The 19,290-nt window shown below is 67.0% G+C and carries 24 protein-coding genes; 12 read left to right on the forward strand and 12 right to left on the reverse strand.

Going from position 1 to position 19,290, the window contains the following annotated elements; all coding sequences use genetic code 11:
- Positions 1–66: 66 nt before the first annotated feature.
- On the forward strand, positions 67–867 hold the full coding sequence (locus OG331_RS47590; RefSeq protein ID WP_406209706.1) for a transposase family protein: 801 nt from the start codon (positions 67–69) through the stop codon (positions 865–867).
- Between the two features lie 69 nt (positions 868–936).
- On the opposite strand, the gene OG331_RS47595 is transcribed toward OG331_RS47590, so the two are convergent.
- From OG331_RS47595 to OG331_RS47605, 3 genes are all read right to left on the reverse strand, one after another.
- Positions 937–1,584, reverse strand: a complete 648-nt coding sequence (locus OG331_RS47595) for a hypothetical protein (protein ID WP_406191852.1) — start codon at positions 1,582–1,584, stop codon at positions 937–939.
- 84 nt (positions 1,585–1,668) lie between these two features.
- Positions 1,669–1,980 carry a hypothetical protein gene (locus OG331_RS47600; RefSeq protein ID WP_406191850.1) on the reverse strand — a complete coding sequence of 104 codons (312 nt, stop codon included), beginning with the start codon at positions 1,978–1,980 and terminating at the stop codon, positions 1,669–1,671.
- A 234-nt stretch (positions 1,981–2,214) separates the two neighbouring features.
- A complete protein-coding gene (locus OG331_RS47605; protein ID WP_406191848.1) occupies positions 2,215–2,388 on the reverse strand; it encodes a hypothetical protein in 174 nt (57 codons plus the stop codon).
- A 16-nt stretch (positions 2,389–2,404) separates the two neighbouring features.
- Between OG331_RS47605 and OG331_RS47610 the strand changes: the two genes are divergently transcribed.
- Both OG331_RS47610 and OG331_RS47615 read left to right on the forward strand, forming a co-directional pair.
- Positions 2,405–3,643 carry an IS256 family transposase gene (locus OG331_RS47610; protein WP_406209691.1) on the forward strand — a complete coding sequence of 413 codons (1,239 nt, stop codon included), beginning with the start codon at positions 2,405–2,407 and terminating at the stop codon, positions 3,641–3,643.
- A gap of 72 nt (positions 3,644–3,715) precedes the next feature.
- Positions 3,716–4,009, forward strand: a complete 294-nt coding sequence (locus OG331_RS47615; protein WP_406191846.1) for a DUF3303 family protein — start codon at positions 3,716–3,718, stop codon at positions 4,007–4,009.
- A gap of 464 nt (positions 4,010–4,473) precedes the next feature.
- On the opposite strand, the gene OG331_RS47620 is transcribed toward OG331_RS47615, so the two are convergent.
- Positions 4,474–5,394, reverse strand: a complete 921-nt coding sequence (locus OG331_RS47620; RefSeq protein ID WP_406191844.1) for a hypothetical protein — start codon at positions 5,392–5,394, stop codon at positions 4,474–4,476.
- Positions 5,395–5,521: 127 nt separating this feature from the next.
- Between OG331_RS47620 and OG331_RS47625 the strand changes: the two genes are divergently transcribed.
- Positions 5,522–6,271, forward strand: coding sequence for a transposase family protein (locus OG331_RS47625; RefSeq protein ID WP_406191842.1), 750 nt, complete (start codon positions 5,522–5,524; stop codon positions 6,269–6,271).
- Positions 6,272–7,149: 878 nt separating this feature from the next.
- Positions 7,150–7,356: a DUF3303 family protein gene (locus OG331_RS47630; RefSeq protein ID WP_406191840.1), complete on the forward strand. Its 207-nt coding sequence runs from the start codon at positions 7,150–7,152 to the stop codon at positions 7,354–7,356.
- 557 nt (positions 7,357–7,913) lie between these two features.
- Here the strand turns inward: OG331_RS47630 and OG331_RS47635 are convergent.
- Positions 7,914–9,341 carry an IS1380 family transposase gene (locus OG331_RS47635; RefSeq protein WP_406191297.1) on the reverse strand — a complete coding sequence of 476 codons (1,428 nt, stop codon included), beginning with the start codon at positions 9,339–9,341 and terminating at the stop codon, positions 7,914–7,916.
- A gap of 270 nt (positions 9,342–9,611) precedes the next feature.
- Between OG331_RS47635 and OG331_RS47640 the strand changes: the two genes are divergently transcribed.
- Complete coding sequence (locus tag OG331_RS47640; protein WP_406209477.1) at positions 9,612–11,543, forward strand: transposase; 1,932 nt, start codon at positions 9,612–9,614, stop codon at positions 11,541–11,543.
- A gap of 45 nt (positions 11,544–11,588) precedes the next feature.
- Here the strand turns inward: OG331_RS47640 and OG331_RS47645 are convergent, their stop codons facing one another.
- Together OG331_RS47645 and OG331_RS47650 are read right to left on the reverse strand one after the other, a co-directional pair.
- Complete coding sequence (locus OG331_RS47645; protein WP_406191102.1) at positions 11,589–12,809, reverse strand: ISAs1 family transposase; 1,221 nt, start codon at positions 12,807–12,809, stop codon at positions 11,589–11,591.
- A 107-nt stretch (positions 12,810–12,916) separates the two neighbouring features.
- The gene (locus OG331_RS47650) at positions 12,917–13,393 is read right to left on the reverse strand and encodes a hypothetical protein (protein WP_406191835.1); all 477 of its coding nucleotides are present in this window, start codon (positions 13,391–13,393) and stop codon (positions 12,917–12,919) included.
- Between the two features lie 298 nt (positions 13,394–13,691).
- Between OG331_RS47650 and OG331_RS47655 the strand changes: the two genes are divergently transcribed.
- From OG331_RS47655 to OG331_RS47675, 5 genes are all read left to right on the forward strand, one after another.
- Positions 13,692–14,432, forward strand: a complete 741-nt coding sequence (locus OG331_RS47655) for a DUF6879 family protein (protein ID WP_406191833.1) — start codon at positions 13,692–13,694, stop codon at positions 14,430–14,432.
- Complete coding sequence (locus OG331_RS47660; RefSeq protein ID WP_406191831.1) at positions 14,429–15,274, forward strand: helix-turn-helix domain-containing protein; 846 nt, start codon at positions 14,429–14,431, stop codon at positions 15,272–15,274. The genes OG331_RS47655 and OG331_RS47660 overlap by 4 nt, the downstream gene beginning before the upstream one ends.
- Before the next feature lie 87 nt (positions 15,275–15,361).
- Positions 15,362–15,820, forward strand: coding sequence for a hypothetical protein (locus tag OG331_RS47665; RefSeq protein WP_406191829.1), 459 nt, complete (start codon positions 15,362–15,364; stop codon positions 15,818–15,820).
- Positions 15,817–16,221 (forward strand): hypothetical protein, encoded by a 405-nt coding sequence (locus OG331_RS47670; RefSeq protein WP_406191827.1) that lies wholly within the window; start codon positions 15,817–15,819, stop codon positions 16,219–16,221. Before OG331_RS47665 ends, OG331_RS47670 begins: the two co-directional genes overlap by 4 nt.
- 269 nt (positions 16,222–16,490) lie before the next feature.
- Positions 16,491–17,051, forward strand: coding sequence for a hypothetical protein (locus OG331_RS47675; RefSeq protein ID WP_406191825.1), 561 nt, complete (start codon positions 16,491–16,493; stop codon positions 17,049–17,051).
- A gap of 46 nt (positions 17,052–17,097) precedes the next feature.
- On the opposite strand, the gene OG331_RS47680 is transcribed toward OG331_RS47675, so the two are convergent.
- The 4 genes from OG331_RS47680 to OG331_RS47695 form a co-directional block, all read right to left on the reverse strand.
- Positions 17,098–17,631, reverse strand: coding sequence for a hypothetical protein (locus OG331_RS47680; protein ID WP_406191823.1), 534 nt, complete (start codon positions 17,629–17,631; stop codon positions 17,098–17,100).
- A gap of 9 nt (positions 17,632–17,640) precedes the next feature.
- Positions 17,641–17,874 (reverse strand): hypothetical protein, encoded by a 234-nt coding sequence (locus tag OG331_RS47685; RefSeq protein WP_406191821.1) that lies wholly within the window; start codon positions 17,872–17,874, stop codon positions 17,641–17,643.
- 251 nt (positions 17,875–18,125) lie between these two features.
- Positions 18,126–18,326: a hypothetical protein gene (locus OG331_RS47690; RefSeq protein WP_406191819.1), complete on the reverse strand. Its 201-nt coding sequence runs from the start codon at positions 18,324–18,326 to the stop codon at positions 18,126–18,128.
- A complete protein-coding gene (locus OG331_RS47695; RefSeq protein ID WP_406191817.1) occupies positions 18,313–18,702 on the reverse strand; it encodes a hypothetical protein in 390 nt (129 codons plus the stop codon). Before OG331_RS47695 ends, OG331_RS47690 begins: the two co-directional genes overlap by 14 nt.
- A 50-nt stretch (positions 18,703–18,752) precedes the next feature.
- On the opposite strand from OG331_RS47695, the gene OG331_RS47700 reads away from it, so the two are divergent.
- Positions 18,753–19,091: a DUF6233 domain-containing protein gene (locus OG331_RS47700; RefSeq protein WP_406191815.1), complete on the forward strand. Its 339-nt coding sequence runs from the start codon at positions 18,753–18,755 to the stop codon at positions 19,089–19,091.
- On the opposite strand, the gene OG331_RS47705 is transcribed toward OG331_RS47700, so the two are convergent.
- Positions 19,092–19,271, reverse strand: a complete 180-nt coding sequence (locus OG331_RS47705; protein ID WP_406191813.1) for a hypothetical protein — start codon at positions 19,269–19,271, stop codon at positions 19,092–19,094.
- Between the last annotated feature and the right edge of the window lie 19 nt (positions 19,272–19,290).

Below are 19,290 nucleotides of genomic sequence, written 5' to 3' on the forward strand. Positions count from 1 at the left end.
ACGATCTTGCGACGGATTGTTCTGACCGAGGGGCCTCACGTGCCGACCAGTGTCACATACACCGCGGTGCTCGACGTGGAGCGGTCCACCGCCGAGCACCTGGCTCGGCTGCTGCGCGACCACCGCATCGCGGCCGGAACCCGCAGGGGCAGGCGTGCGCCGGGCTGCTTCCGGCAGGCAGTGCTCGTCCTGCGCTGGTTCATCGACAACGCCCGCCTTTCCCAACTCGCCCGCGACAACGGCCTGTCGACCTCCACCGCCTACCGTTACCTCCATGAAGGACTGACCGTTCCGGCGGCCGGGGCACCGGACCTGGCGACTGCGCCGGAACGCGCGAAGGCCGCCGGGCTGACACATCTGAACCTCGACGGCACCGTCGTCCGCACGGATCGCGTCGCCGCTCCCGGCCCCAACGACGCGGACCTCTGGTGGTCCGGAAAACATCAGCACCATGGCGGGAACGTGCAGGTCATCTCAACCCCGGACGGCCGGCCGATCCGGGTCTCACCGGCCCGCCCGGGCCGCGAACACGACACCACCTGCGCCCGCCACCACGGTCTGCTTGACGCCCTCAACCGGATCGCCGCCGAGCTGGACATGCCGACCCTGGCCGACCTCGGCCACGAGAACGCCGGCGACGGCTTCCGACACCCGTACAAGAAGCCCGCCGGAAGCGAGCTGACCGAGGCCCAGCAGACGTACAACAAGGTCATCCGCGGCATCCACGGCGTCTGCGAGCGCGCCAGCTCCCTGCTCAAGACGACCTTCAAAGCCCTGCGCCGGATCAGCCTCGACCCCAGCCGCATCACGAAGATCGCCGCCGCAGCCCTCGTCCTGCTCCAGCTCGAGTACGACCGCACCATCTGATCAATCACGCAACGTCATGATCCGTTACTGGCAAAGACTCACTGACAGAACTCCTGCAGCCACCGTGATCTACAGCTGCCGTGACAGTGCCTGATCGGCCAGGCGGTAGATTTCCTGGCCTGTTTCGCTGGTGCAGGTTTCACCGAGCTCGGTCCTGTACCACATGATCATTCGGCTCATTTCGGCAATCTTGCTGTCTGCGTATTTGATGGATATTTCTGTTGCTTTCGCTTGGGCTATCAGTGTGTCATGGTCGGCGTCGCCTGCAGCCCGGGTGATGGCGAGGACGGCGGCGCCGTCGAAGGCCTGCTGCCGACTGCTTTCCCTGAATTGAGTAAACGCGCTCAGTCGTTTCTCCGCCAGGAGCAGTTCGCGGCGCATGTCGGCGACCTCCGAGATCTTCGCAAGGATCCATCGGTGGTGGCGAATGTAGTCTTCCGCTGCTTCCCGGGTGGCCTGTGAGGGCGGCGGTCTTTCCTTGTCCGGGTCCATGGCGTCCGGGGCCCAGTTGAGGTCCGCCTCTATTTCTTCGGACTTGAAATTTTTCCCGGACATGTCCTGGAGGAAATTCCAGAAAGGAAGGCGATACTTTCCGGGATTTATATTCTGGAGTATGTCGTGCTGATCGGGTACGTCATTGGGGCTGGCGCTGTGCATTGCGGAAATCGTATAGGCGGAGAGTGTTGGTCCGCATTCAGTTGCCCTGCGGATTTCCATTGTTAATCCTTGGGTTTTGTATGCGATGTGCCATTTGCGGTGATGCCGTCCTTGCCTGTGGCCGAACCCCTGTTGGGACGCCGGTCAGGCCCTCAGCCCCATGGGCAATCCCGCCACGCCGGGCGGGCCGTGGCCGGTGCGGCCGGTGGCGGCGGGGGTTGCGGGCTGGTGGCAGTTCCAGCACGTGCTGTCGGTGTCGTACCACGTGACATCGCACTGCCTGCATTCGAAGCGTTGCGCGACGATGGCTTTTTGCGCGGGGACCTGCGCGCTGACGGCTTTTTGTGCGCAGACCACAGGCCGGCACCACTGTCCTTGTGCAGGAAGCGGGGCCATCGGCGGGTGCCATGTCTCGTGCTGCGCCGGCGGCGCGTCGGGCGGGATGGGTTGCGGCATGCTTCGCATCCTGGCGCGGCGGGGGAGTGCGCTGGATGGGCCTTCGGGCACTTCCTCGGGCAGCTGTAACGTCCCCGCGGTCGGGACTGCCCGGCTCCCGGTTTCGGGCAGGCGCCGGCGCAGCCCATCGGAGCAGGTACATGCCGATGATCTCGCCCTTGATCGCGACATGCGACACGGACGGAGGGCGAGAGGTTGCCGCCCTGATCACTCGAGGAGAGGCTGAGCGGGACGTCACCGGGTCTCAGCGAGCGCGGACGGGACGATGGTGTCCCTCGTCGTGGTGTTGCGGATCAGCGGCTGGGAGTGCGCGGGCGTCTGCCCGGGGCGCACTTCCACGGGTGAGTGCCGCTCCCTGAACAGGGGGTGGGCCACCGCGTAACTCTTCTTGGTGAACAGCCAGTTCAACCACGAGGAGTACACGATGGCCCTGTCCCAGTCTGAGCTGATACGGCTGCTTGAGTCACTACGCTCGACCGACGGAATCGAGTTCATCCGCACCATCGCCGAGCGGATGGTGCAGGAGCTGATCGAGGCCGAGGCGAGTGCCCATATCGGTGCGGAGTGGAACGAGCACACGCCGACGCGGACCACCATCCGCAACGGGCACCGCGAGAAGGTGCTGACCACGCTGGCCGGCGACCTGAACCTGGAGATCCCCAAGGTCCGCACCGGCAGTTTCTTCCCGTCACTGCTGGAACGGCGGCGCCGGATCGACCAGGCCCTCTATGCCGTGATCATGGAGGCATACGTGCACGGTGTGTCCACCCGCAGCGTGGATGACCTGGTCAAAGCCCTGGGTGGGGACAGCGGCATCTCGAAGTCGGAGGTCTCACGGATCTGCGCGGCGCTGGACGAACCGCTGACCGCGTTCCGCACCCGCCCACTCGACCATGTCCGCTTCCCCTACGTCTACCTGGATGCCACGTACTGCAAGGGGCGGGTCAACCACCAGATTGTCTCCCGGGCCGTCGTGGTGGCCACCGGCATCACCGAGGACGGCAACCGCGAGGTCCTGGGCCTGATGGCCGGAGACAGCGAGAGCGAGGCGTTCTGGAAGGAGTTCCTGCGCTCCCTGCGTGAACGCGGACTGTCCGGGGTCCGCCTCGTCGTCACCGACCAGCACTCGGGTCTGGTCGCCGCGGTCCGCAAGGTGATGCTGGGCGCCGCCTGGCAGCGGTGCAGGGTTCATTTCCTGCGCAACGTCTTCGGCGTGATCGACCGGGACTCCGGTGAAATGGTTGCCGCGACGATCCGCACGATCTTCACCCAGCCCACTGCCGGCCTCGTGCGCACCCAGCTCGACACCGTCGCGGACATGCTCGGCACCCAGTTCCCCAAGGTCAAAGCCATGCTCCTCGACGCGAAGGAAGACCTGACAGCATTCGCGGACTTCCCACCGAGGCACTGGAAGAAGATCCAGTCGACCAACCCGCTGGAGCGGATCAACCGGGAGATCAAGCGCCGCACCGACGTCGTCCAGGTCTTCCCCAACGACGACGCGCTCTTGCGGCTCGTCACCGCCGTGCTGTTCGAGATGCACGACGAATGGATCGCCTTCCCCCGCCGCTACCTCCCCGAAGGCAGCATGGACGAGCTCTACTCCGAACGCCCCGAAAGCGCCCCCGCACTACCCAACACCCCGAACACGCCCACCAGTTGATCGGCAACACCACGACGGGGGACACCATCGACGGGACCGCGCCGGTCGTGGTGGGCGGAAGGAGCGCGTGCGATGAGGGTCATGCTGAGAGCGCAGCTGGACACTCAGATGTCGAATGAGGCGATCAAGAACGGCACACTGCCGAAAGTCATGCAGTCGATGACGGAACAACTCAAGCCCGAGGCGGCCTACTTCGGCCCCAGCCAGGGCGGGCGATCGTGCACCTTCGTCTTCGACATGCAGGACAGTTCAATGCTCCCCACGATCGCGGAGCCCCTCTTCGAGGGACTCGGCGCGAAGATCGAGATCCAGCCGGTGATGAACAGCGAAGACCTGCAGAAGGGTCTCGCCGCGCTGCAGGACTGACAGCCTCGTCAGCCGCCGGCAACGCTCGGTCCGCTGATCCAAGTCGCGATACGGAGTGAGAGAAGCAGGATCCGTCTGCGGGGTCACGCGGTCAGTGGAGCCTCAATAGGCGGGCCAAGCCTGTCGGCGATCTTGAAAACCGTCGTCGCAGCGATGTGACCGTGGGTTCAAATTCCACACCTACCGCAGGTGGACGGCCCCTGACCAGGCAGATCGGTCAGGGGCCGTCGTGTTGGGTCTTGCCCGTGAGTGACCGCTGTTCCCCGAGGTACCCCGCTGGATCGGGCACGGCTGAGGCACGCCCACCCCTCGCAAGTTGCCCCTCGATGCGAAGCAACTTGGGTGAACCCCTGACCTTGGGCGGCTGTGGCTCTCACCTGTACAAGGGTGGGCAGGCGTCCGCTCTTGTTCGCCGCTGTTCGCCGGCGTTATCACGCAGATCCGATAGCATGCGGCAGCAGCAGCTAGATTTTCTCCATACCGACGATGTGCGCACTGTCGAACACGACAATCTCCCTCCAGGGGGATAGATACATCGCAGAGTACCCCTTTTCCTTGAGGAAGATTCCAATCGCGGATTCGGACACGCCACTTCCTGCATAGACAGACTTGATCAGCTCCGTGAGGCGAGATTCATCCGCAGCGGACTCGATGAACGGGAATTCTGAAAAGTCGCCCTTCTTCACGGTCTGCTCGACCTTCTGCTGATCGATGAAGGCGACGGATCCGCTTATCCTTGCTGCAATCACCGGGCCCTTCCCCTTGACCCGCATATCATCGGCCGACCAGCTCCGTGCGCTCTGTACCGATTCCGTAAAATAGAAACCGTCCCCGAATCGTTTTCCGTTGCGTGACATCCCTGGTTTAAAACCTTCCTTAAGGAGATCATCTACATAACGACTCCATGTCCCATGGAACACGCGATCGAGAACCTTGACGGGCTTCTGGGCCGCACGCACAGGTGGTGCGGGGTCCTGCTGCGGCACAAAGGCCTGAGTGCCCCCGGATGGTGCTGCATCCGGGGGCTCCTGCATCCCCGACACGCCGCTGGCAGCGCCGGCCGGATAGGCACGGTTCCATACGAGAGAGCCGACGGCATTAAAGGAGGACCGATCGTCACTCCATACAGTGCCCTGGCTGTCGCAACTCGAGGCCGGGTGCCGTACGTTGAAATCGTCGAACACCTCCGCCCAGTCCAAGGTCCAGTACCGTCGGGTCGCCTCGTCAAGCTGGTAGCCCGTTTGCGGAGAAAAGAGGAACCGAAGGAGAGCGAGCAGATCCTCAAGGTTGGGTTCCCCTTCAGCAGCCGTGGTGTGGAGCACGCATCCCGTCTCCCGCCCGCGCTCCTCCCGCGCTTCCACAGCCGCTTCCAGCCGCAAGTACAAGGTCCGTAGATTGAGGTTCTTCAGAGTGGCCACTGATCGGGTGACCGGCGGCGGGGCGTAACAGGCGAGGCCCTCGGGCTGTTGAGCGAGATGTCTCACGTCTCGACTCGCCAGCCAGGGGGCCTCGTTGGTGACCTATCCTTGCGCACTCGACCTGCCGCATGCACTGGTGGAGTGGGTGACCATGCTGATCGTCACCCGCGAGGGTGACCGCCGCTGCAAGCTGCGCCCCTCCCAGCGGGCCATGGTGGCCCTGGTGTACCTGCGCGAGCACACCACCCTCGCCAAGATCGCCGCGGGCTTCCGGATCAGCGAAGCCACCGCCCACGCCTATGTACACAGCGTCACCGCGTTGCTGGCGGACATGGCCCCGTCTCTCACCCGCGCACTGCGGCGGGCCAAGCCCGACCACGTCCTCGTGGACGGCACCATCGCCGAGTGCGACCGGGTCGGCGACGGCGAACGCGACTACTCCGGCAAGGCCAGACGGCACGGAGTGAACATCCAGGCCGTCACCGGACCGACCGGCAAGCTGATCTGGTACTCGCCAGCCCTGCCGGGCCGCACGGTGGACATCACCGCCGCCCGCACCCACCGCATCATCACCGTATGTGAACGCCTGAAGATTCCCGTCCTGGCGGACAAAGCCTACGAAGGAGCCGGCGGAACCTTCTGCACACCATACAAACGGCACCGCGGCCGTGAGCTGACCGCGCACCAGAAGTCCGTCAACCGCGCGCACGCACGGCTCCGCAGCCCGGTCGAGCGGGCCTTCGCCCTACTCAAGTCCTGGCGGATCTTCCGCCGCGCCCGCTGCAGTCCCAACCGCCTGACGTCAATCGTCAAGGCCATCCTCACCCTGGAGAAGCACCGCTGAAGAACCTCATTGAGAGTGCTTCCGACACGGAATTCTTCAGTGTTGTACTGATTCCAGTCGACACGGTTGAGTGACGTCGGGTCCACGGCCGCCTGCATGGACCTGAGGACTTCAGCATCACGATATGGGCTGGGCTGGCCGGCGTAGCAGGAACAGATATCGGCCAGCCACTGGGGTTCACTCATGCGCTTCCCCGTCCTTACCTGCGAGCCCGACACAACTTGTACAAGAGCGGTCCAATGACGCTCCGCACAATATGTCCTGCCGCGCTGCAGAAGCACAGCCTGAAGTACCAGCATTCGGTCTGGCGGCGATTCCCTCCCGACGGGCTCATCGGGCACCCTCAAGCGACCTGAGAAGAAACCGGAGCATTCTCAACCACGAATTCATTGCACGCGGGCTGTGCGGAATCGCTTCGGTCGGGGCGACCGCCAGGCGGACCACGTCCTGCACACCACCGCACCCGTCCGGAGCGGGTCCGCCCTGGGTCCGCCCACACGTCGGCATGCGCCGCCCGGCGCAGCTCAGAGGGCATGCCCATGGAGGACATCCTCCGCTGCCTCGAACGCTACTTCGCGAGGCACAGGTATTGGACAGGCCGAGGCGAGGAGCAGACTGCCGTCCCCGCTCCTCAGCCCACCATTCCCCCCAGCTTCCGTCCCGTCCGCCGTCGACCCACACCGCGGTGGAGCGGGCGTGGTCCATGGCGTCCAGGTGGAGCGCCCCGCCGGACGTACGACCTGGACGCCATGGGCCACGTCTGCTCGGCTCTGCCTGGTCGACGGCGGGCGGGACGGAAGCCACCCCACACGCCACCCACGGACCCGCAGTCGGCGACGATGCCCCCTCCCTCCCGGTGCCGGCCGATCATGCAGTCGATGACGGAACAACTCAAGCCCGAGGCGGCCTACTTCGGCCCCAGCGAGGGCGGGCGATCGTGCACCTTCGTCTTCGACATGCAGGACAGTTCAATGCTCCCCACGATTGCGGAGCCCCTCTTCGAGGGACTCGGCGCGAAGATCGAGATCCAGCCGGTGATGAACAGCGAAGACCTGCAGAAGGGTCTCGCCGCGCTGCAGGACTGACCTGTTCAGCGGCCTGCAGCACTCGGTCCGCTGATCCAAGTCGCGACACGGAGTGAGAGAGGCCGGACCGTCTGGGGGGTCACGCGGCCAGTGGAGCCTTACTAGGCGGTCAAGCCTTTCGCCGATCTTGAAAACCGTCGTGGCAGCGATGTCACCTCGCAAGGGGTGATGACAAATTCCGCAAAGTGAATTCGACAGCGTCGGCGGGGCTGGAGTTTCGTCCATGAAGAAGAGTCGACCAGTCATTCCAGAGCTCACGAAACGTGAGATTCGGCAGCGATGCGGATTCGGATGCGTGCTTTGCGGTTTGCCGCTCTACGAATATGAGCATATGGCTGAGTGGTCCAAAGTGAAGGTCCACAATCCAAACAGCAGCGAGGTTAACCTCGATTCTTCGGTGGGGTTTGGTCGTTGAGTGGCCTGGTGGTTCGCCCGTAATGTCCCTCGCCGTGTGAGGGTGGGCCGTCGCGTCTCGCTGCGGGGTGCGCCGGGTTCCACGGACCCGGAGGCTGCTGGCCTTCCTCCTCTCGGTGTGCGTTGGGGCAAGGGGCTGGTCGTCAGGTGGCGACCGTCAGGTTGTTGATCCGCTTCCAGCTGGTCGTGAATGTCTCGGCCCAGGGCCAGGTCCGTTCGATGCGCAGGTGGCGGCGGCGTGCGTGGTGGGCGAGGCGGGCGGGCAGGTGGTAGAGGCGGAAGCGGATCGTGTCCGGCTCGGCGTCGGCGAGGTCCGCTTGGTCGTGGAGGGCCAGCAGCCGCATCCAGGCGTCGAGATCGGCGGCGAGGTTCGCGGTGAGCATCCAGCTCGCGTTCGTTTCCCAGGACTTGGACGGCAGGTTCGCCAGTCCCATCGCCTTGTTGGTGCGCACGCGGTCTTCGACCTCGGCGTGATCGCGGTGGAGGACGTCGAGGAACTGCACTTGGTGGGTGCCGGCGATGTGACCCATGTGCCGGATGTTCGTTGCAGTGATCGAGTAGCGCCAGCCGGTCTTCTGCTCAAACGCCGTCAGCTTCCCCAGGTGCCGGCGGGAGGGCTTGACGCGGCGGACGATCAGCCGCATGCCCTTGGGCCAGCCCTCACGAGTGTTCAACCCGGTCAACTCGGCGACGAAGTAGCCCTCTTGGACCTCGCCGTCCTGTCGCAGGGAGGTTTCCCAGGCGGCTTCGGGGAGGCGGGCGATGGCGCGTTCGTCCTCGGGCGTGATCGTCCAGCCGACGGTGTAGCGGACCGTGCGCCGCGTGGTGTTCAGCGCCTGAAGGCGCTTGAGCAGGCCGTGCGTGGCACCGGCGCCGTCGACCCGCACCAGGATCTTGGCCTGGGAGGAGCGGGGTATCTGCGCGAGCGCGGCATCCAGCACCCGCAGGTGATCGGCGACGGTGTTCGCGCCGGCGTTGCCCTCCCTCAGCTCCATCGCCAGGCACTCGTCGGTGTTGGCCAGCCACGCGGCCAACGGGTGGAAGCCGAAGGTGCCCTTGAACGTGCCGGCGGCGCCCTGTTTCCTGGAGGCCGCGGTGATGACCGTGGCGTCCATGTCGAGCACGATCCAGCCCTTCAGATGCCGCCCCGCGACGGTCAGATACGGGAAGCCGCCGGGCCGCAGGTGCAGCAGCGTCCAGACGTGGCGACGCACCCGCTGTCGTACCTTCGCGATCTGCGCGCGCGTCGTCTCGTCCGTCGTGGACAGCAGCCGGTGCAGCGTGGAGTCCGACACTGCCGGTCCGAACAGCGGGCCGTGGTGGAGCTGGAGTTGCTCGGCCTCCAGCAGATTCGTGGCGCCGAGCGTGATCGCGACGACGAGGCCGACGAGCGCGGTGGCCCGGTCCCGCCACGACGAGGTCGTGCCCGATGGAAGCACTCCCGCCAGTGCGTCGGTCAGGCCCACGCGGTCGGCGAGCCTGCGCAACAGCACTGCCCCGGCATGCCCGACCAGCCCTTTCCCGTCGGCCGTCACAGACAGACCGCGGTCCCACCCTGTACGCTCACTCACCAGAAAGGTGCCCTGACTCCTGCGCCGGATTCGATCTAGACACTCGCATCCTTGCAGGTCGGCGGCACCTTTCTGCCGTCAGGGCGTCAGATCGACCAATTCCGCTGAAGAGCCGGGGTTAATGATCAAGCTGAGTCGGCGTTGGCGTATATGCGGGTTTTGACTGCCTCGTTGACTCTGGTGCGCAATTCCTGACGCGGGGTCGGCTGAGTACGCGATGATCGCCTGAGCGGTCGCCTTTCCCGTCGTGCGGCCGCGGGGGTGATGTAGATGTCGATGCGGCCCAAGGGCCTGCCACCGGTTCCCGAGCAGACCGCGGCGGTGGCCCGCGCCGCGTTCCCCAAGGGCACCCTGGCGATACGGGTCCGCGACCGGCTCGCGGAAGTCTTCGCCGACGAGCCGTTCGCCGAGGCGTTCGGGGTGCGCGGGGCGCCGGGCCTCTCGCCGGGCGCCTTGTCGCTGGTTACGGTGCTGCAGTTCGCCGAGAACCTCACCGACCGGCAGGCGGCGGCGATGGCGATACGCGCGATCGACTGGAAATACGCCCTCGGGATGGAGCTGGCGGACACCGGCTTCGACCACAGCGTGCTGCCCCGGTTCCGGACGAGGCTGGCCGAGCACGGCCTGGAGCGCACGGTTTTCGACCGGCTGCTGGAGCACTGCAAGGAGGCCGGGCTGGTGGCCGCCGGCGGCAGGCAGCGCACCGACGCCACCCACGTCATCAGCGCGGTCCGGGACCTGAACCGCACCGAGCTGGCCGGCCAGAGCGTGCGGGCGGCCCTGGAGGCACTGGCGGTGGCCACCCCCGCCTGGCTCGCCGAGGCAGTCGACATCGCCGAGTTCGCGCACCGCTACGGGGAGCGGATCAACGGCTGGACGATGCCCACGTCCAAGACCAAGCGTGAACGGCTCGCCCAGGTGTTCGGGCAGGACGCGCTGACACTGTGCCGGGCGGCCTGGGCCGATGCCACCCCGCCGTGGATCCGCGAGATCGAGGCCGTGCAGCTATTGCGGCAGGTGCTGGTGCAGACCTACTACATCCACACCGACAACCGGGGGCGGGAGGTGGTCAGGAAGCGGGAGGCCGACACGGACGGAGTCCCGCCCGGCAGTATCCGCCTGGCCTCGCCCTACGACGCCGATGCGCGCTGGGCGGCCAAGGGCGAGGAACTGTTCTGGCTGGGCTACAAGGTCCATTTGACCGAGTCCTGCCACACTCCCCCCGAAGCCGAAGCCGAAGCCGAAGCCGAAGCCGAAGCCGAAGCCGAAGCCGAAGCCGAAGCCGAAGCCGAAGCCGAAGCCGAAGCCGAAGCCGAAGCCGAAGCCGAAGCCGAAGCCGAAGCCGAAGCCGAAGCCGAAGCCGAAGCCGAAGCCGAAGCCGAAGCCGAAGCCGAAGCCGAAGCCGAAGCCGAAGCCGAAGCCGAAGCCGAAGCCAGGGACAGGGAAGGACGCGGGGAGGAGGACGGCGGGCTACTGCCGCCGAACCTGATCACGGATGTGATGACCACCCACGCCGCCGTCCCCGACGTGCAGGCCACCGCACCCATCCAGCAGCGGCTGCGCGAGCACGGCCTGCCGCCCGGCGAGCACTACCTCGACTCCGGCTACCCCTCCGCCGACCTCATCCACGCCGCCGCCAAGCTCGGCACCGAAATGGTGACCCCCGCCCTGCTCGACCACTCCCGGCAGGCCAGGGCCGCCGAGGGCTTCGACAAGAGCGCGTTCTCCATTGACTGGAAGGCCCGCCAGGCGCGCTGCCCGGCCGGACGCACCAGCAGCAATTGGAACCCCGTCCAACAGCACCGCAGGGACGCCATCGTGGTCACCTTCGCCGCCACAACCTGCGGGAGCTGTCCTCTCCGCGACCGGTGCACCACCTCCCGCCAGGGCCGCCGGATGCTCACCCTGCGCCCCCGCGAACTGCACGAGACCCTCGCCGCCGCCCGCGCCGAACAGCAGACCGACGCGTACAAGGCCCGGTACAGGCTGCGGGCCGGCGTGGAAGGCACCATCAACCAGGCCCTCGACGTCACCGGGATGCGCAGAGCCCGCTACCGCGGCCTGCCCAAGGTCCGTCTCCAGCACGCCTTCTCCGCCACCGCGATCAACGTCGTGCGGCTCGACGCCTACTGGAGCGGACACCCGCTCGACCGTACCCGCAGCAGCCGCCTCACCCGGCTCAGCTACCAACTCGCAGGCTGACGCACGAATTGCGCACCAGAGTCCTCGTTGGAGCGCAGGGCTTGATCAAGTTCCGTAGGTGTCGCGGTTGTTGATGATGCCCAGGATCGGGAGTGCTCGTTCGGGTTCGTCGCGGATGGCCCGGGTGGTCTTGGCGATGTTGTTGGCTCCGAGGACCTTCAGCACGCCGATGGCGAGGTTGCGGAAGGTCGCCATGGCCCGGGGCGCGGTCCCGGTGTGGACGGTGGAGGCGTCCTCGGCGAAGGTGACGTCTCTGATGTGGTGCGAGGAGTTCTCCACTCCCCAGTGCCCGCGAATCGCGGCGGCCAGGTCGGCCGGGCAGGCCTGGTGGGCGTCCAGGCTGGTCACGGCGTAGACGCTCTCACGACTCTCGCGCCGGCCGGTGAGCTTGCGGCGGCGGTGGATGCGGATGGCCAGGCGGGCGTGGGGAAACGGGATTCCGCCGAGTTCGTCGGCGATTCCGCAGGTTTTGATCGAGCGGGACTCCCGCCGGCCGTGCCCGGTCCCGGAGGCGGTGTGCTGGACGGCGATGTCCCGCCAGGGCAGGGCCGCCAGCCGGCGGTGGGCGGTCGGCTGGTTGGTCTTGATCACGGCGATGTAGTGCGCTTTCTTCGTCTCGACAAGCCAGGAGACGTTCGCCTTGACCGAGTGCAGCGCGTCGAAGGTGACGACAGTGCCGGCCAGGTCCAGCGGCTCCAGCAGCGGGCGGAAGTGGGTGGTCTCGTTCGTCTTCGCGCCGACCTCCACCTGGCCGAGGGTCACGACTGGGCCGTGGGTGACCACCGACAGCAGGTGCCGGCGTGCCGAGGTGAGACGGGCCGAACCCTTGAGCGCTTTGCCGTCAAGGGCAAGGACGCGCAGCCGCCCGGGCGCGGGTGCCGCCGGCTGCCCCGTGGCCCTGGTCGCGGTGCCGGTGACGGCGTGGTGCCGGTCGGTCAGGTAGGCGCCCACCGCCCGGTCCAGGGCATCACCGTCCACGGCGCCCAGCACGCGCCCGATCGTCACGGGCGAGGGGGTGCGCCGCCACCCGAGCAGATGACGGCGGATACCCAGGGCCGCCAGTAGCCTGCCCGAGGCCCTCGCACCCCATTCGGCGAGCTCGTCGATGCTCTTCGCTCCCGAGACGACCGCGCAGGCACACACCAGCAGGATCGACGTCAGCGAGTACCACCGGCCCCGCCGCGAGCGTGGGTCGGGGATGGAGTCGAAGTAGGGACGCAGGTCGGCGACCTGGCCGACGTCCAGCGACCCCAGATTCCCCAGCACGGCAGGGATCGGAGAAGATACAGCGGCAGGCACGGGCCACCTCATGATCATCGGGCGTAAGACACCACAATGATCACGAAGCCCGTGCCTGCACTGCTATCTACCCCTCACGCAACAACTGCCGCGAGCATGGAACTTGAAGCCGCCCTGCCATTGGGGCCCTTGCCTGTCTCTACGAAGTACTTGGCGGGCTCCGTCAGCTCAGCCAGGACGTAGCCCCACTCTGTCAACACGAGGTTTTCATCCACGAATTTGCAGTCCACGTACAGGCCGAGGGTGTCGAGCATAGCCAGTGCACCCACGGCAGCGTTGGCATCATCTCCACTGGTGGAAGCTCGTAGCTGCTGGACCTCGGGTATCCCGGTCCCTCGTGTTCGGATATCTCGGCGTCCGCGGATCTGGTCCGGGCTGCACAGCCTCTCGTGCAGCGACAGGAACAGATCCCGCTTGTTCAGCTCCACCGCCTGCTGCGTTGTTTCCTCGTGGGTCTTCTTGCCGAAGCGGTATGCGGAGAACGCCACGAGGCCGGAGACGAAAGCAGCAGCGGCAGAGGCCACGGAGATGATGAAAGCAGCGACGACCATATGAGCAGGCCAGCACTGGGCTGCGGCCGAGGCCTCGCGGGTTACTCCAAATGGGCCCCGCTGTTGCCCTCTCCGTACCCTCGCCGGGCGCGACCGATGTGTGCCATACGAGTGCCAACACCCTCGGAAAGCCGCAGGTCAGGCCCAGCAAACCGCATCACCTATGCGGTTAGAGGTCACTGCGAGTTGCGCGCAATCACCGCCTGGCCGATCACCCAAGCAATCCGCCGCAATCTCCCAGCACGCCCGCGCTATCCCGAGCATCCTGAAGCCCCAACCAGTCGACACGGAGGACGACATGGCGCTCAGGTTCCTCGGCACGACCAGCGACGGCGGCGACTGCCCCACCCTCTACGAAGTGGAAGGCACCAGCGAGATCCTCGTACAGGGCGACGTGGTCAACGACCCCGAGCACCTCGCCCAGCTGCGGGACGTGAAGCCCTCCGAGACCTTCGTACGGGTACCGCGTGAGCTCCTCACGCGCTTCGCCCCGCGCAGCGAGCCGTCCGAGGTGATCCCCTTCCGGGACGTGGCGCACGTGTTCACCGACCTGAAGCACACCGCGTGGCGGCTGGAGACCCGCCGCGGCTACGCCACCGACCGAGGCAGCGAGACGTGGGCGCGCTGGAAGGCCGGCGAGGACGTCGCCCACGACGAGCCGGATGGGTGGCGCCGCAACGTCGCCGAGCAGGTCGCGCAAGGCAAGACCTTCGGCCGCGTCCGGATCGTCGACCAGCCGCTCACTCAAGGGCAGGAGTTCCTGCTGACGCGGGCGCCGAGCAACGTGGCCGTCGGCGACGAGGTGCGCTACCTGTGGCGGGCGGACGCCGTACAGCTCGGCCTGCCCGACTTCGACTTCTGGCTCATCGACTCCCGCACCCTGCTGCGGTTCGTGTTCGACGAGCAGGACACCACGATGGGCGTCATCGTCTCCGAGGACCCCGCCGAGGTGCTCGCCGCTTGCCAGGCCCGTGATGCTGCCTGGCACCACGCTGTGGCTGCCGCCGACTTCGCAGAGCGGGTACGTTCCACCATGTGAGCAGCGACTACCAATCCGGCCGTGTCGCTCTCGGTGCGCGCATGCGCGAGCTGCGCACCGAGGCGGGCCTGAACGGCAAGGACTTCGCCGAGCGGCTCGGCTGGCAGCGCTCGAAGGTCAGCCGGCTGGAGAACGGCAAGCAGACCCCGAGCCGTGACGACCTCGCCGCGTGGGCCGAGGCCGCCGGCCGGGCTGACGTGGTGACCGAGTTGGCCGGTCGGCTCGCAGGCCTTGAGACGCGTTACCGGTCGTTGCGAAAGCAGTACTCCAACGGCCACCGCGCCCGCCAGGAACAGGGCCTGATCGAGACGGAGCAGACGAAGCTGCTGCGCGCCGTCGAGGTGATCCGGATCCCCGGGTTGTTCCAGACACCCGAGTACGCGCGGGCCGTGTTCGCCGCTAACGCTGCATTCCGCGACGTGCCGGCCGCGGACATCGAGGACGCCGTGCGTGCCCGCATGCGCCGCCAGCAGGCCCTGTACGAGCCTGAGCGCAGCTTCCGCGTCCTGCTGTGGGAGGGCGCCCTGTACGCGCTGAACGCGCCGAGGCCGGTGATGGCCGCGCAGTTGGACCGGCTGCGCTCCATGGTCGGCATGGACACGGTGCAGCTCGGCATCATCCCCTTCGCTGCCGAGCTGCGCCGCAGTCCGTCTCACGGGTTCTGGATCTACGACCGCCGCCTCGTGATCGTCGAGACGCTGAGCACGGAAATGTGGCTGGACGACGACGAGTCCATAGCCCTGTACGAGCGCGCGTGGGACTGGCTCGCCGATTCGGCCGTCTACGACGCCACCGCACACCGGCTCATCGGCCGTGCGAGCGCCGCTCTCAACCTGTCGTAAGCAACCCGCGGCAACACCAGCACTCGCGCCCGCAATCCCGCGCAATCGCCGCACACACGCGCAACCTCCCTGCATACGGTCCTGGCCATGGCCCTACCGAAGTCCGACCAGCGGTACGAGGCCGGGGACGCGTGGCTCGCCGACTGCTCCGCGCACCCGGCCCTCATCCGTCCGGCATGGGACAGCGAGGCGCTCGCCCCGATCGTGTCCGGCGGCCGCTGGCTTGCTGCCGAAGCCCAACTCGCCACCCGCTACCCGATGGTCGTCCGCATCCCCGCCGAGCACCGCGGGCCGGTCCTCGCCGACCCGGAGATGGACAAGCTGTGGTGGCTGGTCCCGCTCGACGCGGCCGAGGAACTGGCCGACGTGCGGCAGCTCGTGGTGCGGCCTCCGGGCTGGTGCCTGCGCTGCCCGCCGACGGGGTGGCAGATGGACGGCCGGATGTGGATCACGCGTCCTGACGGCTCGGGCCGACTCACCGATCCTGCCGTACTCGCCGCCGCGTTCGGCCCTGGCGGGTACCGACTTCCCGCGGAGGCATCATGACGACGACCGAGACCAGAGCAACACCCGCCGACGCTGTCGACACCCCCACGCTCGGGCAGCTGCTCGTCGAGTCGGCCCAGAGCCGGCGGGGCTGTGCGGCCGCCCAGGCCCTGGCTGAGGAGGGCACGCTCCTCGCCCGGGACAACGTGCGCAGGGCCCTCGTCGTCAAGGAGGCCGGCCGTATGCGGGCCAACTGGGAGGGCCTCATGGGCCGCGTGTACACGCTCGGCCTCGACGAGCAGGACCGGGCGTTCATGGGCCTGGTGCTGTCGATGGTGGGCATCGGCACCACGCCACTGATTGCCCTCGAACAGCTCGATGAGCGCCGCCTGCTGATCCTGATGCGTGCGCTGCCGCTGCTCGCGGACAACGAGCGGATCGCGGTGGGCACGCGCATGTAGAGACTCGGCCGGTTTGGCAATGGCCGGCCCGAGGCGCGGCCGCTCCCGTCACCCCCGGCGGGGGCGGCCGCTCAGAGTTCCCGCCCGTCCACTCAGCACCCCAGGCAACACGAGGGGGCGGGCGGGGTCGCACCTCCCCCCGAGGCCACCCAGGGCGACAGGCAATCGGACCATCGCCCACTCAAGGTCACAACTCGGGCACATCCCCTCCACGCGGTGCACACGCGGCTGGATGATGCCGATCAAGCACCAACTGCCTTTGGGGGCTCATGACTGACGCCACGCCACCGCCGCCCATGCCCGACTTCCCGCCGCCACAGCGGAAGCGACGCGCACCCCTCACATGGTTCGCCGCAGCCTGCGTCGCCGCAGCCCTGGCCGGCGGTGGCGCCGCCCTACTCACCAGGGGCGACAGCGGGGGTGAGTCGATCGCGGACCCGGCCGCGTGCAAGGCGAAGCTCACAGAGAACTACCGCAAGGTCATGGCCAACGGAGCCAAGGGCCCGACACAGAAGTCGCCCACGGCATGCGCCGGCCTCGACGAGGAGACGTTGAACCGGATGACGGGTGAGGTCATCGGCGAGTACCTGGACAGCGACCAGGCGGAGAGGGATGTCGCATCGCTACTTCCCTCCCCGCTGGGGTCGGCGTCGGCGAGCGTGTCGCCCGAGTGCCGCACGTGGATCAAAGCTGAACTCCTCGACGACACCGAGGAGATCGACGCAACGCCGGGCTACGACGCATGCGGGCATCTGTCGGGAGAGGAGCTGCAGGCAGCGATCGACGCGGTGACGGAGGAACTGTCCGCGCAGATCACCCCGGAGTCGTAGGTCTAGGGGGCCCCGCCGTTCACCCGTGGACGACGGGGCCGTCGCGTCAGCCGACCTGCCGCAGCTCGCCCAGGTGAGTCTTCGTCCAGTGAACCCCGGCAGCGTCCGTAAATGCGATCTCAACTGCGCCGGTGCGGCTGGGATCGCTCCTGCGCTGGAACCAGCCAATCCGCCCAACACCCAAGGTGTCGAGGTGGTGCTGTTCCTGCCCCTGCAACTGCTCAAGGACCATGCTGAGTGACGCCTCAGCCCCCTCTGCCCGCGCAGACGCTGCTCTGACAGGAGGTTGGCCATCCTCCAGGCAGTGCACCTCCGCGAGGGGGTCGTCACTGCGGTTCCGCACCTTCACGTAGGAAGGTGTTACTTCGAGCTCGATCTTCCTGGCCTGGTCCTCGCGTCTGTCTTGCGCGGAGGCCAGAAGTTCCTGCCGTTCCAGGGCGAGCGTCGCCGACTGCTCGGCAATGAACTGCCGCTGTTCGCCGATCTGGTCGCGCTGGCTCTTCAGGGTCCAGAGTGTTGCGCCGGCCGCGATGGCAGCGAAGCTGGAGCCGACCCAGGTTGCGAGGTCGCCGCTGTCCATGCTGGCTCCTCAGCCGTAGTACTGGTCGGTGTAGGCCGGACCGCCGGGTTCGTCCTCGCAGCCTTGATCTCGGTCAGGGCTTCCGCCGTGGCTGATGACGAAGGCGTAGCTCTGGCCAAGGTCGCAGCCTTTGTCGGTCCAGGAGTTGGCCATGGCTGTCCAGACGATAAGGAGCAGCAGCGCGGTGATGATCTTCTGTGTGCGGGAGGGGCGCCAGCCGCTTCGGGGTGTGGTGTCAGGCATGCGCGCGAGTGTGACGTACGCGATGGATGTCTGATGTGCGTGTTGCTGGTTCGTGACGTATAGGGGCTCCGCCCGAGATGGACCGGGCGGGGCCTTCGTCATGCCGTGTGCTACTGCCCGCGCGGCGTACGCACCTTCCTTCAGCTCACCGGCCCTCACCTTGCCAACGAGTCCGTCACAGGCTCCAGAAGAGCCGTCAGCAGCCAGTCCGGCTGCGCACGGCGGGTCATGATCCCCAGCATGGCAGGCGGCTAGTGGGGGTCGGGCCAGCTCGTCAGCACGGTGCGCTCCTGCTCGTCGGTGAGGGTGACTCGGACCTTGGGCAGGCTGCCGTACGCGCCGATCCAGCGGGAGAACTTCAGGCGCGCGGCCGCCTCGCCGCCCCACCACCCGTGTATCACCGGGCGGTCAGCGACCGTCAGCGTGAGGTGAAACCGGTCACGGCTCTTCATGACGTCTCCGCGCCCAGTGGGCCCTGTCTTCGAACTCCTCCGCTGTCATGATCCGCATGGTGAGTCCGAATTCGGCGGCAAGCTTCCGCATGTCCGCGAAGATGCCCTCCACCGTTGTCGGCATCTTCAGCGCCGGCGGCCTCGTGAGCAGGGCGTGATCCCAGCACAGGTCAACCCAGCGCGGCCCGTGCTGGAGGCTGTCGTAGGGGCAGGCAGTGGCGCTCGGTCCGGTACACACCGAGCACGGCCACGGAGGCACGCGGAGGATGCGCTGCATCTGCTCGTCGCGGGCCGGCAGGGCAGGCGCAGGCGTCAGGGTGTCCAGGTCGAGGTGCTGCTGTCGCAGCAGTTCTCCCAGGTCCATACGGTCTCGCACGCGGCCTCCCTCTAGGTGCGGGCGGCAGCCTACTGTCTAGAATCGAACGTGTGAACGATCCTGTCCCGTCGAGACTCATGCAGCTCCGCTTTCTGGAGCGTGTGCAGCTGCGGGATCTGGAGCGCACCCGGCGGTGGATTGCCGATGAGGAACGCCGTGCAGCCGAGCGGCAGCGCGGCCTGCAAGCCCGCCCGCTGGCGCCGGACTGGCTGATCGAGCAGAGCCTCAGCCGGCACGTGGCGCCGGTGTACGTGCACGTCGGTGGCTGCCACATGGCGGGGAAGCGGTCGAAGGGCATGACGAGGGAGCAGGCACTGCGGGCGCTGGCGGATCGGGTGGATCCCTGTCCACACTGCCGGCCGGACTCCGAGCTCGGCGTGCTCGACTAGTCAACCGATCTTGTCGAGCATGTCCTTCTCAGACTCCTCCTTCTTCTTCTGGACAAGGCGGCTGAGCGCGTCTGCCGTGTTGTAGTCCGCCATGAGCTTCTGGATCTCACGGTTCCCTAGCCGATCCAACGCGGTCATACGAAGTGGCCCGTCGCTACCCTGCCGGTCTACACGAGTCATGATCTGCTCCTTGCCTCTG

The sequence above is a fragment of the Streptomyces sp. NBC_01017 genome (assembly GCF_045162795.1).
Lineage (GTDB): Bacteria > Actinomycetota > Actinomycetes > Streptomycetales > Streptomycetaceae > Streptomyces > Streptomyces machairae.